Origin of the sequence: Chitinophaga niastensis (assembly GCF_003014755.1) — a bacterium.
Classification (GTDB): Bacteria; Bacteroidota; Bacteroidia; order Chitinophagales; family Chitinophagaceae; genus Chitinophaga; species Chitinophaga niastensis.
On the sequence record NZ_PYAW01000006.1, the window covers coordinates 15175 to 30999 of the forward strand.

16 protein-coding genes are annotated in these 15825 nt (G+C 40.1%); 10 read left to right on the forward strand and 6 right to left on the reverse strand.

Annotated elements, in window-relative coordinates; all coding sequences use genetic code 11:
• Window positions 1–146 precede the first annotated feature (146 nt).
• The 4 genes from CLV51_RS22985 to CLV51_RS23005 all read left to right on the forward strand — a co-directional run bounded on the left by CLV51_RS22985 (window position 147) and on the right by CLV51_RS23005 (window position 2101).
• Window positions 147–533, forward strand: a complete 387-nt coding sequence (locus CLV51_RS22985) for an Arm DNA-binding domain-containing protein (RefSeq protein WP_106530448.1) — start codon at window positions 147–149, stop codon at window positions 531–533.
• Window positions 534–847: 314 nt separating this feature from the next.
• Window positions 848–1141, forward strand: coding sequence for a site-specific integrase (locus tag CLV51_RS22995; protein WP_106530450.1), 294 nt, complete (start codon window positions 848–850; stop codon window positions 1139–1141).
• A 9-nt stretch (window positions 1142–1150) separates the two neighbouring features.
• Window positions 1151–1366, forward strand: a complete 216-nt coding sequence (locus CLV51_RS23000) for a tyrosine-type recombinase/integrase (protein ID WP_281261538.1) — start codon at window positions 1151–1153, stop codon at window positions 1364–1366.
• A 225-nt stretch (window positions 1367–1591) separates the two neighbouring features.
• Complete coding sequence (locus tag CLV51_RS23005; RefSeq protein ID WP_106530452.1) at window positions 1592–2101, forward strand: hypothetical protein; 510 nt, start codon at window positions 1592–1594, stop codon at window positions 2099–2101.
• A gap of 104 nt (window positions 2102–2205) precedes the next feature.
• Here the strand turns inward: CLV51_RS23005 and CLV51_RS23010 are convergent, their stop codons facing one another.
• The 3 genes from CLV51_RS23010 to CLV51_RS23020 all read right to left on the reverse strand — a co-directional run bounded on the left by CLV51_RS23010 (window position 2206) and on the right by CLV51_RS23020 (window position 4409).
• Entirely contained in the window at window positions 2206–2724 is a 519-nt protein-coding gene (locus tag CLV51_RS23010) for a hypothetical protein (RefSeq protein WP_106530453.1), read from the reverse strand.
• The gene (locus CLV51_RS23015) at window positions 2705–3220 is read right to left on the reverse strand and encodes a hypothetical protein (RefSeq protein WP_106530454.1); all 516 of its coding nucleotides are present in this window, start codon (window positions 3218–3220) and stop codon (window positions 2705–2707) included. Before CLV51_RS23015 ends, CLV51_RS23010 begins: the two co-directional genes overlap by 20 nt.
• A 238-nt stretch (window positions 3221–3458) precedes the next feature.
• Window positions 3459–4409 (reverse strand): quinone oxidoreductase family protein, encoded by a 951-nt coding sequence (locus CLV51_RS23020; protein ID WP_106530455.1) that lies wholly within the window; start codon window positions 4407–4409, stop codon window positions 3459–3461.
• An 85-nt stretch (window positions 4410–4494) separates the two neighbouring features.
• Between CLV51_RS23020 and CLV51_RS23025 the strand changes: the two genes are divergently transcribed.
• Window positions 4495–4860: a winged helix-turn-helix transcriptional regulator gene (locus CLV51_RS23025; RefSeq protein ID WP_106530456.1), complete on the forward strand. Its 366-nt coding sequence runs from the start codon at window positions 4495–4497 to the stop codon at window positions 4858–4860.
• A 956-nt stretch (window positions 4861–5816) separates the two neighbouring features.
• On the opposite strand, the gene CLV51_RS23035 is transcribed toward CLV51_RS23025, so the two are convergent.
• Window positions 5817–7202, reverse strand: coding sequence for a hypothetical protein (locus CLV51_RS23035; protein WP_106530458.1), 1386 nt, complete (start codon window positions 7200–7202; stop codon window positions 5817–5819).
• Between the two features lie 997 nt (window positions 7203–8199).
• Window positions 8200–10734: a beta-galactosidase GalB gene (galB, locus tag CLV51_RS23045; RefSeq protein ID WP_106530460.1), complete on the reverse strand. Its 2535-nt coding sequence runs from the start codon at window positions 10732–10734 to the stop codon at window positions 8200–8202.
• 559 nt (window positions 10735–11293) lie between these two features.
• Between galB and CLV51_RS29230 the strand changes: the two genes are divergently transcribed.
• From CLV51_RS29230 to CLV51_RS23065, 4 genes are all read left to right on the forward strand, one after another.
• Window positions 11294–11440 carry a hypothetical protein gene (locus CLV51_RS29230; protein WP_158267123.1) on the forward strand — a complete coding sequence of 49 codons (147 nt, stop codon included), beginning with the start codon at window positions 11294–11296 and terminating at the stop codon, window positions 11438–11440.
• Between the two features lie 31 nt (window positions 11441–11471).
• Window positions 11472–12488, forward strand: a complete 1017-nt coding sequence (locus tag CLV51_RS23055) for an ornithine cyclodeaminase family protein (protein ID WP_158267124.1) — start codon at window positions 11472–11474, stop codon at window positions 12486–12488.
• Between the two features lie 65 nt (window positions 12489–12553).
• Window positions 12554–13591: a proline racemase family protein gene (locus CLV51_RS23060; protein WP_106530463.1), complete on the forward strand. Its 1038-nt coding sequence runs from the start codon at window positions 12554–12556 to the stop codon at window positions 13589–13591.
• Window positions 13592–13777: 186 nt separating this feature from the next.
• A complete protein-coding gene (locus tag CLV51_RS23065; RefSeq protein ID WP_106530464.1) occupies window positions 13778–14176 on the forward strand; it encodes a hypothetical protein in 399 nt (132 codons plus the stop codon).
• 157 nt (window positions 14177–14333) lie between these two features.
• On the opposite strand, the gene CLV51_RS29235 is transcribed toward CLV51_RS23065, so the two are convergent.
• Entirely contained in the window at window positions 14334–14519 is a 186-nt protein-coding gene (locus tag CLV51_RS29235; protein ID WP_158267125.1) for a hypothetical protein, read from the reverse strand.
• A gap of 718 nt (window positions 14520–15237) precedes the next feature.
• On the opposite strand from CLV51_RS29235, the gene nusG reads away from it, so the two are divergent.
• Complete coding sequence (gene nusG / locus CLV51_RS23070) at window positions 15238–15756, forward strand: transcription termination/antitermination protein NusG (protein ID WP_106530465.1); 519 nt, start codon at window positions 15238–15240, stop codon at window positions 15754–15756.
• Window positions 15757–15825: the final 69 nt, after the last annotated feature.

Here is a 15825-nt window from a genome sequence, read left to right on the forward strand (position 1 = left end):
TTCTGCATTGGTAGCGGATTCGCCACAACCCTTCAATACCTCCTAACGCCCTTCAATACCCCCTATTCCCTTTTCTACATTTACAAAAATTTACAACCCGAAACCCAAAGCATTTACAATTTAAAATACGGCTAAAACGTAGGTCTATGGCGAAGATCACACCGATGTTAGATGAAAAGTATCAGCATAATGATGATACCTATCCCATTGTTATAAGAATAACAAATAAAAATCAAACAAAATATAAACCTGTTGAGCATTCAGTCCTCAAAACTCATTTTAAAAGAGGTACGTCTGATTGGGTCAAAGAACACCCGGATGCTATTTTTTTGAATGCCCTGATTGAATCAAAACGAGCGCTACTAAATGCAAAAATAATTCAGTTGCAGCTTAAACAGTTGCCATTCAACTTTGAATATGTAATGTCAGATGACCCAATTACGGAAATCGTTGACCTAAAGCCTAAATATACATTAGGGGATATTTTGGATAAAATTGCAAACCGACATTTTGAAAACAATGAAATAGGATAATATTTCAAACAGCGTTCCATAAAATCTCAGGTTATGGAATGTTTAAAGTTTGACAAACCCTTAAATGATTTTTGCCTTGAAGATGTCCAGAAAATTGTCGATTGCTTTAAGAATGTTCATAGTAATAAGCCGAACACTGTAAATAGAAAGTTACGTTATTTATCTACTGCTTATTCTGACGCCCAAAAAATATGGCCGAAGGACATAAACCCTGGTAACCCATTTAAGTTAGTCAAGGTAAAGGGAGAAGGTAAAAAAAGTTAAAGCTGAATGGGAAACAGCTACAAGCACTTGAAGATATTGAGCTATCTGGAATGTTTGACCTTGGACGTGATATGTATTTGTTTGCGTTCTATTCGCAAGGTATGCGCTTTGCTAATGTTGCAACTACCAAAAGAGAAGCTATAGACGAGGCATATCTTGACTACCGAATGAATAAAGGCCGTGATCTGAGAAGCATAAAAATTCATCCTAAGCTCGCCCGGATAATAGATAAAGATTGGAATTCAGGTGGGCCATATCTATTCCCTCTATTGAAAAAAGAATGTACTGATGATAAAGCGCTATATTATGCCATTGATGAGGCTAATTATAATATCAATTTTTAACTCAAAAAAATAGGCGATTTAATAGGTGTTAAGGGGGCAATGACCTTTCATACATCTCGGCATACTTTCGCACAGCTGATGAAAAAGGCTAAAATAGACGGGTTTATTATTCAAGGAAGTTTAGGCCATGATAGTTTCCAAACAACAGATGGTTATTTAGAGGATTTAGACGATGATGAAATCAACGAGGCCGTAACACCAGTATACTATCAACAAATAGCATAAATAAAAAAACCGGGCCATGATAGCCCGGTTTTTCTGCTTATATTGTTTGCTGGTAAAAGGAAAAGAGTTACCATGGTCTTGAAGCTGAAAAGCATCCTCAATTCATTAACATATTCAAATATGCTGTCTTTTGTGATGTTGTAATGAAAATATTGGTCCAGTATAACCCATGCTGAAGCATTTCCTGTTTTACTAATTATACAAATACAAAAAAACATTAATCGTATGGAAACATTAGAATTTCAAACTAGCCCAGTAGTAAATATTTTAGGTAACACATTCATAAATACACCTATAATTTTAAAGTATGAGGATGTTAATTTGATAGAAATAGTAAATGAGCATAGTGTTAGTTATGAAGTGCAAATACCAATCTATCATTCCGACGGTACTTACCTTACAAAGGTGACGGGAAATAGAGTATATGAAACTGATGCAGGGAGAAAAGCAGGCGTAAAATTGGAGAAATGGGAAGGCGTTACTGTGTGTAAAATGAACGACAAGACCATATTTGAACTTCATCATGGAACAGGCGATAGTTTTAAAGCCTCTGTGGAATTATATGCTCCGGAAGGATATTTTTTAAAAATTACGGAAGGGGCACTACCCGTAATGAGGAATAATAATAACGAAGCAATAAACATTTTAGGTGCCCAAATGAGTGGTAATACATTTAATAATTGTAAAATTGGTATACTCTTAAAAAAGAATGGAAGTATGCGTTTAGGTGTTTGATAACAAAGCCCTTCTCCACAAACTGAGAATCCGCTCAACGCCTATAAAACAGAAAGCACTTGGTACTTGCCAGGTGCTTTCTGTTTTATAAAGCATTGTTTGTATTATTTTTTAGCGACTGTGCCATACTTTTTTAAAATTAGATTCTCTAATAAAAAGGTAGGAATATTTTTCTTTTTTCTACCACCTATATCCGTATCCATCATAGCTTTTATTTGGCCTGTAGAAATAGTATCCGGGCATTCTGCAATGTAATTTGGATAATACGTATAGATAAAAGGTTGTATAATATCGAAATTGCCACTCGATTTACGAATAATTTTGTCCCAATTAGCATTTTTGTAAAGTGAAAAAACGGTAGCAAAAGCTAATTTTATGATTTTTGGATTCCTCGAAAAATCTACAGAATCAAGTACTCTCTTATTGCGAACATGAATTATTACAGTGGAATATTCATTGCAAACAGAGTCCTCAATTCTATGTAATATGATCGCGCGTTCTACCTTATTAAAGAATTTTCTACTTTCATCATTATCAACTGCCTTAATTTGTGCAGATGCTATTTGACTGATCATAATAAGTAGGCAAATCTGAATTGCCTTTTTAATTGCATTTGGTTCCATTGAGTCCCATTTTAAAGTTAATATTTGTAGATTCAATAGTATCTTTCGCCCCTTTGCTTAATGCGGTATATGCTGACGTATACCCAAGCCCTCCCCAAGACAAAGAGATCGCATCATTATATTGCAAGTTTGGGAAAAGTTCAGATAAAGCATCAGCAATAATGCAAACATAATCATTTGCCATTTGATTGTGATCTCTACTATTTCGATCCGTGATAATTGGAGAGGGTGGATGTGCAATAAAATAAGCGTGTAATGTTTCGTGCATCATTGTTGCTACAAGGTATTCCTGTGACGCATTTTTTAATGTAACATTATTAATTTTTGTATCTCCATATGCATATATGCCACTAGAAGTACCATCAGTGTGAGCGTCATCACCATTCTGTACTATCCCCTCACTGAAACTTATAGTCGAGTTTGCTTTATCTCCATAGAATTCATGTAAGATTATACTGTAACGGCCATCGAAAATTCCTCCTTTTAGATTATTCAAGGCTTTTTTAAAACAAGGGTTTTTTAAACTATCTCTTATTTGTTTTATTTGATACAATTGCGTAATCGCAACAGGAGGAGGGGCACCAACACTCCCGCCGCCATCTCCGCCTCCGGAAGGAGGGGTGTTATCTACACAAACCGAAGTTGTTTGTAGATAGTAACAGGTCCAGTTCGCACCATCATCCCATATTATTTTAGCCCGCTGGCAAGGAATTATTATTTGTGTATGGCCATACTCACCATGGTTGAAGTATCAACCGGCCTATACTACGCCGTTCTTCCATATCCCGGTGTGCCCGGGATGCATCAGCCAATGGATAAAGAGTTATTGACACATCCAGTTCACCTGAAAGTATCCATTGAATAATCTCCCTCGTCCATTGCTCCCTTAATTCAGCTGGAGCAGAGTAAAGCCTGGCGCTCACGATCCTGGTATTGGATATGATGAGATCCGAGATATCCACTATGGTTGGCTGCCGGGAACTATTGCCATATACCACCATAGTACCGCCACGGGATAAGCGGGGTAGCAACGCTGAGGCAACAGGACCGCCCACCGATTCGAGGATCAGGTCTACTCCTTTTTTTTCGGTAAGTGTATCCAGTTGATCCTGCCAGTTATCGGCGGTGTAGATGACAGTCCCGGTGGCTCCGAGGGATAAAATATATCCTGCCTTGTCTGCACTACCCACCATCCCGATAATAGTGCTGATACCTTTAAGTTTAGCTATGCGTATGGTGGAAGACCCAACTCCCCCGGCAGCGGCGGTAATCAGCAGCGATTGATAACCGGCAGCCTGATGCAACAGGTTCTGCGCCGTGAGATGCTGGATCAACATGCCTGTTCCCAGAGGGAGTTCATTTGGCAGCAAAGTGACTTCGCTGGCTGGCATAACGGCAAATTGGGCGTAGCCGGCATTGGCATATCCGGTTATGCGCTGGCCAGGGTAAAGGTGCCGTACCTCTTTGCCGGTTGCTTCTATGACACCCTCTACTTCCCCTGGCATAATGGCCGGGAACTGCTTTAATACAGGATGACTGCCTTTCCGGATAAGGGTATCTACATAATTAAGGCCTACAGCTTCTACCCGGACAAGCACCTCTTCCGGCTTACAAACCGGTTGGGGAATGTCTTTAATGACCAGTACTTCGAAATCTCCCTGATTTGCTAATTGTATTGCTTTCATAAGTAGTATTTTTCACGACGGCAATTTATTGGCTATTATGGGATTGATCGTTATGGGTTACCTTTAGGAAAGTAAAAGAACCGTTATGTCAATAATCAGGTGTGATGATATTAATGTCGACTGGAAGGAGAGGGCGCTGGGGCTCAGGGATGCCATTGAGTTGCTTCGCGGAAAGTGGAAATTTAGAATTCTTAAAACCCTTGCATATGGTTCCCTGCGATTTAAGGACCTGCAGGAAAAATTAAATATCAGTCCGAAAGTGCTTACCCGGGAGCTTCAGGAGCTGGAGCAAAATTTGCTGATTGCCCGCACAGTTAAAAAAACGAAACCGATCACCGTTGAATATTCCGTGACGGAATATGCGAGAGAGACAAGGTTGATATTAGAGGCGCTTATTACGTTTGGTGAAAACCACAGAAAAAAAATTAAATCGCAGATAAAGGCGTCTTAAATCAATACTTAGCCATGCTCCGGAGGATAGCTCACATTTTTGCTTTTATCGTTGTGGCATTCAAGCAATGTTTGAGGGCTACGCTCCAAAAGCAAAAACCTCCGCGATTGCGAAGGCTTTGTTGCTTTTTCTCTGTCGCCCTGCCTGTACAATTTTCGAACTTATTTTTAATGGATCACAAAAGCGTGATACAATTCGAAAGAATGTATCACGCTTTTTATAGTCCTTTTTGATTAGTGACTCATCTTAATCTGGAAGCATAATTTTTCCCGACATACCTACTAATGTAACTATTTAACCCTCTTCCACTTAGAGCTAGTGTTTTCATTTGATCTACATGGCGACTACCTGGGCGACTATAATTATAAAGGTACACAGCCCTTGTACTGAATTCAACTGTTATAGAGTTATCGTCGATCAGAAACGCATAGACCCCTGAATCTCCCCCTATATTTTGATAAATTTCCATATTGATATTTATAGGTGAATAATCAACAAATAACGGTAGGACAAAATTTTGCTTTGTATTTTTGATCTTACGAAAATCGGATTAACCAATTAATAACAACCAGTTAGGGATAATTTTTGGTCTATCAAAGTGCGGATTTGCAATTCTTGCTTACTTAGTTTTATTTGGGTTGACTTGTCAATATGTAAATTACATTTTTTTGAGATGATCTTTAATGGATTTAAATCAGTAGGCGCTTATGAAGCAGCACAACCAGCAGGACAAAACAAATTACTCAGAAGCAATTTAGAGGCGATCAGAAAATTCAGGCGGCATAATACCAGAAGTGCATGCTGGCATTAAAAAGCAATGATAAAGTATTTGACTATAGACGGCAACCCCAATTATTTTGGGGTTGCTTTTTATTAAGATTCAATAGCCCCGTTTCTTGTGATTTAGCGCAGAGGGCTTGCTCATTCAACTCCTTTTACGCATCCTCAACTTATAATCAGGATCCTGATTCGCGGAGATCTTCGAATATGGGAGCAAAATCTTCGTCTTCTAAAATCATGTCAAAACTGTATGTGCTGTATTCTGTAGTGAATATGGCCTGGCATTCGTTCAGGATATTCAGTGATTCCTGTTTATTACCTGATTTCAAGGCGACTTTGGCGAGTAACAGAAAAGGAAGCTCATAATAGTTTTCCCCCAATTCTTTAGCGATGTTCAATTTGAGGGCAGCCTCTTTGAGGATATCTTCAGCTTGAAAGTTGTAGGCCAATCTGGCATATTCAATCAGAAATTCTCCCCAATTAAGATTTAGGGTAAAGTTTTTTTCATGCTGATACGTTTTTGAAAAGATGGTATTCCCCGCTTCGAATAGTTGGATAATTATACGTTTATCCTGGTGATGCCGGGCCATTGCTTTCAATGCATTGGTGGCATAAACGGGAAAGGTCCATGCCGCAGGTGCAATGGTTTGCCCTTTTGTAAAGTAATGGACTGCTATTTGGAAAAAACGTAATTTTTCCGCGACTTCATTATTGTTCATCTGTTTGGCAGCCTTTTCAAATGCGGATCCCAGCCGGTTTAAAAGTCCACTATCATCAGTTGAGTAGTCGGTTAGGTTTTCAAGGAGATCAAACGATAATTTGTATAGATCATCGGCATGGTTGGGTGAGATGTCATAGACCCCACACTCCAGGACTCTTGTCAGTTCCTCTGAGCATAATAAATTGATAATGGGATCTTTCGCTGAAAAATGAGTGAGAGATGCAGTGAATTTCCCGAAAAACTGGTGATGCCAATGTTCTCTTTTATCAAATGAAAAATTCAGGATCCGGAAACAGCCTTGCAAAAAATAAATGAGAACCTTTTCGGAGTATGCTGTAAAGGCAAGTTGAAACAACCCAAGGATTCTTATAAACTCATCATCGGTATACTGTTGTGTAATCTCCATTTTATCAATCGAGATACCCGCTATGCAAACGTTTATTTCCAGAGAAGTCCGGGCCGCTTTAATATATTCGTCGGCAGCTTTTTGGAGTGCCGATAATTTATCATTTATCCCTTTTTTAAGCTCTGCCTGAAATTCATAACATTGTGCCCGTTCTATATGAAAAAGTTTCTCTGGATAGACTTTTTCTACTGATGCAAGGATTTCAAAAAGATATGCAACAATTGAATCCTTGTCTTCTGTATTTATATTGCCATAGCTCAGATCACAATGTCCAATGGTGAAGATCCGAAGATAGCTATCTGTAATTTCAGTTTTGTAGCGTTGCAAATCTTCTGCATTCAGGCGATGGATGAGTGCATCTAATTCTGTAAGGTCTTCGCTGTTAGTGATTTGTTCGAGCAGGTCATTAAAGTTCTCGTGTGCTGAATTATTCATAGGTAATAAGTTAAGGATTCTTGAGTAGTTTACTGAGTAGGGTCGTCATAGGGCCAAACCTAAATGTCAAACCGGGTTATATAAAATTCCCCGGCATATCTTCATTGAATAGTTTCTTCGATTGTGTTGCCATCTTTTGTATTCTTATAAAAATTTGGTATGACAATGCTTTTGATATTTTATTTTCCTGAAATGTACAGAAATTTTGGACTGGCATTAAAATAAATTTTGTCAAACAATCCCATCAGGATAAACTAATAAGTGTTTGATAGAAATGTGATTATAAATCATCCATGACCAAAAAGTTCGAGAATTGTACAGGCACCCCGACTTGACTGGACAGAATAGGATAAACCCATAAATTTAATTAACTATTGGGCCGCAATGAATGAAAAAGAAAGATTACTTAATGTAATTAAGAGCAATGTCTGGGTAACCGGAGGGCGGCGTTCTGATTTGATCCCCGACTTACAGCAGTATTATCAAATAGACAGAAATTTAGGGGAAGCTCTTATACAGGAGTGCCTTGCAGAAGGACTTATTTCTATAAATAATGAAGGATATAGCATTAGCAGGTTTGGAACTAATCCCTGAAAATTGGTATTTATTTGTAAACCAGGTATCCCTACCTGGAGTCGCAAAAAACTATTATCTTACTTTGTAGCAACACTAGGAGCCAAATCATTCCCGAGATGGATCTGAAAGTTCATGGTTTGCCACGTTTTAAAAGAAACGTCATGTACAGGGTCAGACACATCATTAATGTAACGTTTTCTTTTTTCGGATTACCTTTCAAAAAAGGGAGTCATTATCATTCATAAACAGGTTGTTTTAGTTACGGAACTGTTTGCCAGGTATAATGCCTCGCTGGAACTAATTAGCAAAGCTCTTACAGGTAATAATGACGTTTGATATTTGTAACGATATTATTACTTGTAAGAGCTTTTAAGTTTATTTTGAGCCGTCTTAAGATGCTTTTGGAGAAGTGTCCTTGTCTTTATTTTACCACCACTTCAGTAGCTGCCTCCTCTAATCCGGAGCTTACCGCTCTTATAATAATTTTTCCTTTTTTCCCTTTGGCGGCTTTTACAACCACCTGGGCCATCCCATTATATGCAGGGCGCTCATGGCTTTGAAAGGATATAAAGCTGGTGGCATCCCCGTTATCTGTCGCAACAATCTCACCTGGTCCTTCAATCATAAATTGCACTAACGGATGAGAGCGGGGAACCATTATTCCATCATTATCCTCCACACGGAGCGTCACATAACAAAGCGTTTCCCCATCATTAGCTATTGTGCCGGCCTCCGGTAACAGGCGTAATTTCCGGGCCTTTCCGGCAGTCTTTACTATATCTGTAGCCCATAACTTCCCGTCCTTGTATGCTATCACCTTTACTTCGCCAGGTACATATTTTACGCTGTCCCACACCAGCCTGAAGTCTTGCCCTGGTCTTTTGATTTTCAAGCCAAGGCTTTTCCCATTCAGGAAAAGTTCCGCCTTATCGCCGGATGTATAAACATGCACAGGCACTATGGAATCTTTTCTTTCCGGCCAGTTCCAATGTGGTAGTATGTGCGCCATGGGAAAATCAGGACGCCAATGTGCCTGATAGTTATAATAACGGTCTTTGGGAAATCCGCAGAGATCAACTATTCCGAAATAACTACTCCTGGAGGGGGGATTTTTCTTCTTAATTTCTTCAAGCGCCTGTTCCAGCTGGGCTTTCTTGGCAGGATCGGTCCGGAAGTTAAGCAGGTTGGTCTCATCAGAATTATAAGGGGTGGGTTCGCCAAGATAATCAAATCCTGTCCAGACAAATTCTCCCAACAGGTGGGGGTATTTGTTGTTAGTGCGGAATTGCTCGTCGGGCGAGCATCCCCATCCAGGGAAGGCATTATCGTAGGAAGATACCTGCCAGTTCTGGTAATTCCCTCCGAAAAAATATTCTCCTCTCGAACTTACGCAGGAAGACGTTTCGCTTCCTATAGTAGGTTTGTCTTTATACATGGAATCAGCATCCCAATGGGCCTGCCTGCCAAAAAAATAATTTACGCCCATGATATCGAGCGCCATTGCTGCACCTGATTCCCGTCCTCCGTCAGGATCGTTGTATGCATTGGATACCGGCCTGGTAGGGTCCTCCCTGTGAACAATTTCAGCCAGTTCCCTGGTGATGCCCACATCCCGCTGATCCATCACTTCGTTCCCTACCGACCATATAATCACTGATGGATGGTTACAGTCCCTGTGTACCATCGCTTGCAGGTCGCGTTCATGCCATTGGGGGAAAAGTTTATTATAGTCGTTCTTGCGTTTACCTGTTTTCCATGCATCAAATGCTTCATCCCAGACCAGGAAGCCCATTTGGTCTGCCAGTTCCAGCAATTCGGGAGCGGGAGGGTTATGAGATGTGCGGATGGCGTTGCATCCCATTTTTTTCAGGATTGACAGCTGTCTGGCTATAGCGCTGCGGTTAACAGCAGCACCCAACGCGCCTAAATCGTGATGGTTACAAACACCTTTGATAGCAACCTGTTTACCATTGAGCAAAAAGCCATTGCGTGCGGTGAAAGCTATGGACCGGACCCCGAACACAGTATTGTATGTATCCACAATCCTTTTATTGATAAATAAGGTTGTTTGTGCTATATAAAGATGCGGGTTCTCCAGGCTCCATAATTTAGGCCGGGAGATGTTTACAGAGATATCCGAAACAGTGTTGCTATCAGCCTGAATATTTACGATTGCATCTTTTGCAACAGCAATTTTTTTTCCGGGCTTTTTCCCATCGGCCGACTCGTAGATTACTGTGTGAAGAATGGCTTTAACAGGGGCTTTTCCCTGGTTGTCCAGTTTGACATTGATATTCGCAATGGCAGCAGTATCCGTAACCTGTGGTGTCGTGATAAAGGTTCCCCAGCATCCGACATGCACTTCATTCGTTTTTACCAGCCACACATGGCGGTATATGCCGGCACCCGGGTACCAACGGGAATCATACTTCTCTGTATCCAGTTTCACCGCTATCGTGTTCTGCTTCCCTGTTTTTATAAAAGGAGTGATATCAAAACGGAAAGAACTGTAACCGTAAGGCCATTCACCAACATACTGTCCGTTCACCCAGACTTTAGCATAGGCCATTGCCCCATCAAAATCAATGAAAATCTTTTTACCCGCATCGGTTGCCGGAATACTGAAATCCTTCCGGTACCAGCCTATCCCTTGCCAGGGTAGTTTTCCTGTATTGCCGGAGAGTTCTACCCTGAAAGGCCCACTGATAGCCCAATCATGGGGTAGGTCGAGGTGCTGCCAGCTATTGTCCGCAAACCGTTCCTCTTCAGGATGCGCTGGTTCATCTTTGCTGCTGCCATCTGCCTGTAGTCCAAAACGGGCAAAGCGCCAGTTACTATCAAACAGCTGTACATCCGCAGATCCTGGCCTGGTAATGGTCATCTGCGCCAATACGGTATTGGTGCCCATGATCGTTACTGCCAACAGGGATAATACCCAATTCTTGTTTTTCAACATTTTTATTTAATTCAATTACTTTGTAAATATTAGACAAACTTTTAAGTGCAACGCTCTATAGAGATAAAAATAAAATGCGAAGCTAGTGAACCAATTCTATTATCAGTATTCCTAAATTAACTTTTACGCATGCTTTTTTGCTTGAAATATGTTGAGGAGGAAATGTATGCCAATTGGGGTAGCATCGGTTATCTTGATAGTATACCTTCTTTCCCTTTTTGCTTAAATGCATTGTTTAAGGCTGCAATGCTATTTTTATTAAAGTCTATAAACCGGAAATCAGGTGCCTTTAAAGTTTCCATTTCTGTTAAAAAATGAAATTGCGCTGCTTTCAGTCGTTTTATGAACAGAGGTCATGTAAGTTTTCTATTCTTTTTTAGCTTAACAAGAGCCGCACTAAAAACAACAAGCCAGATGTTCCTGTAAAAGGCAGAATGATTATATTATGCAGGCCGGTTAATTTTAGCAAAGAAACGGTTAACATCGGTGCTAACCCCAATAGCAATAATCAATACATTCACACTGCTAAGATTATTTACCATCACTAAAACAAATTGCGATGAAGAAACAATGCGTAAGAAAGCTGACCCTGGGCAAGATCACCGTTGCTGGATTAAGTAAACCTGGCCAGTTAAATTTAGTAGTAAAAGGATCTGCCAATTGTGTGTTTACATGGCGACCACCTTGTTACACGGATATTAATTAATAATCCGGTCAGTAAACAAATGCAGGTTAAATTGAGTTTAGAGCTTGCCAGTCTTGTAAGACTGGCTCTTTTTTATGTATCTACAATGCTGGTATTAAACAATCATGAAATTGCGGGCCTCCTTTCGTTAGATGAAGTGATAGCAACAGTGGAGGCTGCGCTCATTGCCAATGAGCAAAATAGTTGCCTGGTTCCCAAACGTATGCACATTGACTGGGGGGAAAATACTTTCCTTTCCATGCCTTCTTTTTCCGACACCTATTTTGGTACCAAGCTGGTATCCGTTGTGCCGGGAAACAACAAACAGCAACTGGCTGTAACTAACGGAGCTATGTTACTGAATGATGCACATACCGGTTTTCCGCTGGCCATTATGAATGCTGCAAAGCTGACAGCATTGCGTACCGGGGCATTGGGAGCAATAGGAATCAGGTATATGACTCCTCCTGATATTAATACCGTCGGATTAATAGGATGTGGTGTTCAGGGCATACAACAGGCTATTTTTGCCTGTGCCGTGCGGCCGGTGACGAAAATATACTGTTTGCAACGATCAGCAACAAGTATGACAGCTTTCACTGCGGAACTCCGGGAACAGTTTCCGTCAGTAGCGGTGATTCCCTGTAAAGATGCTGCCACTATCCTGCAACATACAAATGTAATTATTGCAGCCAGCCGGTCTGCCACTCCGGTTTTACCAAATGATACACGTTTGCTGGAAAACAAACATTTTATCAGCATTGGTTCCTACAAACCTGATATGCAAGAGTTACCGGATCATGTTTTCCGGTTATCCGGGAAGCTAGCCATTGATTCTGTGTTTGCTAAAACAGAAACCGGCGATATCATTAATCCGCTCAGAAAAGGAATTTTGCAGGAGAAAGATGTGTTTACGATCGGGAAACTTTTAACCGGCGAGGTGAAGGTAGACGTGACCGGGACTACAGCATACAAATCTGCAGGAATGGCCCTTTTTGACCTGTTTATGGCAAAGGCTTTGTACGAAGCGGCCAAAGCCAGGAATATCGGAACACACATTTCTTTTTAAGCCGCAAATTGTTTTCATTTCATACTGTTTATCATAACCATTATCAATTATTAACCCCACGTTAAATGCAAACATTACTTAATAACCTGCATTGGGAAGCACCTGCCCAATGGTTAAAGATAGAAACAATAGATATGCATACCGGTGGCGAACCGTTACGTGTTTTTGTTTCCGGATTACCCGCCATAAAAGGTGTAACCGTTCTTGAAAAAAGAAGATACTTCAAAGAGCATCTGGATTTTATCCGTACCGGTACCATGTGGGAACCCCGTGGACATGCAGACATGTACGGAGCTGTGATCACTTCTTCCGCAGATGCAGATATGGATGTTTTTTTCCTGCACAATGAAGGCTACAGCACCATGTGTGGACACGCGATTATTGCGTTAACAAAACTGGTATTGGAAACAGGTATTATCAAAAAGGAAGAACGGAATCCTCACCTTACCATTAATGTGCCTGCGGGTAAAATTTACGCCCATGCCACCATGGAAAATGGCAAAGTAAATGGTGTAGCCTTCCGTAATGTACCTTCTTTTTTGTATTTATCCGATCAGGAAGTGGTAGTTCCGGGTATCGGCAACGTAAAATTTGATGTGGCTTATGGCGGCGCTTTTTATGCATTTGTAAATGCGGAGAGCCTGCAACTTAGCCTGAATGCTGCCCACTACAACCAACTAATTGATTATGGGCGCAGGATTAAATATGCTGTTATGAGTAATTTTAGTATCAGGCATCCATTTGAAGAAGACCTGAGCTTTTTGTATGGTACCATTTTCACAGGGAAAGCCCTGGAGGAAGGACATCATAGCCGTAATGTATGCATTTTTGCAGAAGGAGAGGTAGACCGCTCTGCTACTGGTTCTGGTGTTAGCGCACGTGCAGCACTGCATTATGCCAAAGGGGAATTAAAGATCAATGAAACTATTATAATAGAAAGTATTACAGGCAGTACCATGGGGGTAACGGTCAGGGAGCTGACTGCCTTTGGTGACTATAACGCTGTAATACCGGAAGTGAGCGGAACTGCTTTTATTACGGGGCAACATACCTTTCATTTTGACCCGGAAGACCCGTTTAAAGAAGGATTTATTTTCAGATAGGATAGCGGAAGAATGATGGCTGTCGCTTTTATAGCTGATTTATATCATCATATTGGTCATAGCGGTTGAAAACAGGGGGCTGGTACGTGCTCCCGGGATATGATAGCAATCATGCCCCAAAATGACAGCGCTCATTTTTGAGCAAGGTTTAATGGGGTATAATTGTAGTAACATAAACTCACTGTCATGCAAATCCATATTAACGACGAAACACTGGTAGTGGATATACAAGAAGAGTTCAGGAGATACTATCCCTACCTGAAACTGGAATTTTTCTATAAACCACACGTGAAAGGGGAATACTATGCTAAAGAAGAAAAAGTAATCTCAGATACCCCTATTGAAAAAATCAGGGTGACCCATCATTCGGGATGGCTGGACATTAACTATTACCGTACGGCCGCAGCAGTAGAGCACGATTGCTGGTATCTGTTTGGCTTTTGTATGCAGATATTGCGTAAATCAAATGGCCAGTGGCTGGAAACAACCGGTACAGATAACTGGACACTGGAAGGATTGAACGCAGCGGGCAGACCTGCTGAGAAACAAACTTATCATTTGTCTGATGAAATAGAATTAGGATAAGGTGCTCCCCATGAAAAATATGCTTAGATATCCTGCCAATTTATAAAAGGTTAACGAATAAGCAGATTGCTTACTCATTAACCCTTTTCTTCACATTAAAACCGCTTTTTTCAGATAAATTTTTTAAGTGTGCAGATATATCTGATGTTGAAATTGCTTAAACGTGAGATGAAGTAATAGGACTGGTTGGCACTGTGCAAAGAGTAGGGCATGCCAGCGTGCAATTCGCCAATTGAGAATGTTCTGTATGGCTTGCTACGCCAATGTTTGCACCGTTACTTCCATTCAAACGTGAAATGGTGATTTTTTTCAATTGTAATTTTTGAGCTGTGACTTTTTTCATAAAAAATAGAGTTGGATAATTGTGAATTATTTATCGTTAAGCAAAGTAGATCTTAATTGTTTTTGATACAGCTCTTAAATTCACCACTTCTTTGCATAAATTATCATTGTTAATTATTTCGTCTTGATTAGTGTTCATTTCATTGAATGTGCCATTTTTTAGATTTTTTAAAAATATTTATTTCAGAAGACAAGAGCGGATGAAAATAATATTTTTCAGGTGATAATACAGGTTGGTTTTTTTTATCAGGTATAGAAACTATATACGTCCTGATTCCCTTCATGCGATTATATTTCAGTGCTTTTCGTAACGTGCAGGATTATTAGGTTTAGCAGTATAGTTTTCTTGGTTTTTATTTTGCGTTGTAAAATTTGTTTCCTAATTTCAGACCAAGACCCACATATAAGCCCTATGTAGAAGATGAAACTGAAAACGATAGCAACTTTATAAAATATATAAGCCCTCAAAGTATTTATACACGCTATTTCAGGCTTGTAGATTTTATTTTTTCCACCAGTTTAATGCCGGATTTTCGAAATAATGTGGCAGATATGTACACCACACTAGCGACAGCTTTATCCGGCCTTCACTATCCGGGTAATATTGTCCCTTGTTTTAATGCCATTAAGCTACATCTGTTTCATAGAAAATTGCAGCACACATTAAGCATATCTGTTTAGTATTCCTATCTTTTAAACTATCCAAGCAATTACCCACAATGAATAATACCATTGCCGGATGGTATGTTATTTATACCAGGCCCCAACATGAGAAAAAGGTGTCTTTTCGGTTAACTGAAATGAATATAGCCACCCTTTTGCCAACAGTTAAAAAACAACGTATACAGAAGGACAGAAAGAAATACATCCATGCGCCAATTTTCCCATCTTATATTTTTGTTTACCTGAATGATCTGGAAGAGTATTATAAAGGATTAAGTATTGATGGCGTACTCTATTATGTAAGATCAGGGAAAGATGTTGCCAGAGTGAGTGCAAACGTTATCCGGAATGTCCGCATATTAATGGAACAGGCGAAAGACAGTACCATGGAAGTATCTGCGGCTTATTTTCCCCAGGGGAAAGAGGTTGTTATTAAAGATGGACCTATGACGGGCATGACAGGGGAAATTATGAAAGTTGACGGTGAAGAGAAAGTCCTGGTGAGGGTAACGCTGTTACAACGCAATATCCTCATCACTTTGCCATCTGAAGATATTATAAAAATTGTAAGTTGAAATACCCGAATTAATTCGCTGTCACAACTCCCTATTGACGATTATTGTTTACATCCTTTACACACTTCC

Bases quoted from the DNA above. Each gene is read 5' to 3' on its own strand.
- CLV51_RS22995 (WP_106530450.1), top strand. From the start codon at position 848: ATGTTTGACCTTGGACGTGATATGTATTTGTTTGCGTTCTATTCGCAA.
- CLV51_RS23005 (WP_106530452.1), top strand. From the start codon at position 1,592: ATGGAAACATTAGAATTTCAAACTAGCCCAGTAGTAAATATTTTAGGT.
- CLV51_RS23060 (WP_106530463.1), top strand. From the start codon at position 12,554: ATGCAAACATTACTTAATAACCTGCATTGGGAAGCACCTGCCCAATGG.
- galB (WP_106530460.1), bottom strand. From the start codon at position 10,734: ATGTTGAAAAACAAGAATTGGGTATTATCCCTGTTGGCAGTAACGATC.
- nusG (WP_106530465.1), top strand. From the start codon at position 15,238: ATGAATAATACCATTGCCGGATGGTATGTTATTTATACCAGGCCCCAA.
- CLV51_RS23065 (WP_106530464.1), top strand. From the start codon at position 13,778: ATGCAAATCCATATTAACGACGAAACACTGGTAGTGGATATACAAGAA.
- CLV51_RS29235 (WP_158267125.1), bottom strand. From the start codon at position 14,519: ATGAAAAAAGTCACAGCTCAAAAATTACAATTGAAAAAAATCACCATT.
- CLV51_RS23035 (WP_106530458.1), bottom strand. From the start codon at position 7,202: ATGAATAATTCAGCACACGAGAACTTTAATGACCTGCTCGAACAAATC.
- CLV51_RS22985 (WP_106530448.1), top strand. From the start codon at position 147: ATGGCGAAGATCACACCGATGTTAGATGAAAAGTATCAGCATAATGAT.
- CLV51_RS23010 (WP_106530453.1), bottom strand. From the start codon at position 2,724: ATGGAACCAAATGCAATTAAAAAGGCAATTCAGATTTGCCTACTTATT.
- CLV51_RS23020 (WP_106530455.1), bottom strand. From the start codon at position 4,409: ATGAAAGCAATACAATTAGCAAATCAGGGAGATTTCGAAGTACTGGTC.
- CLV51_RS29230 (WP_158267123.1), top strand. From the start codon at position 11,294: ATGAAGAAACAATGCGTAAGAAAGCTGACCCTGGGCAAGATCACCGTT.
- CLV51_RS23025 (WP_106530456.1), top strand. From the start codon at position 4,495: ATGTCAATAATCAGGTGTGATGATATTAATGTCGACTGGAAGGAGAGG.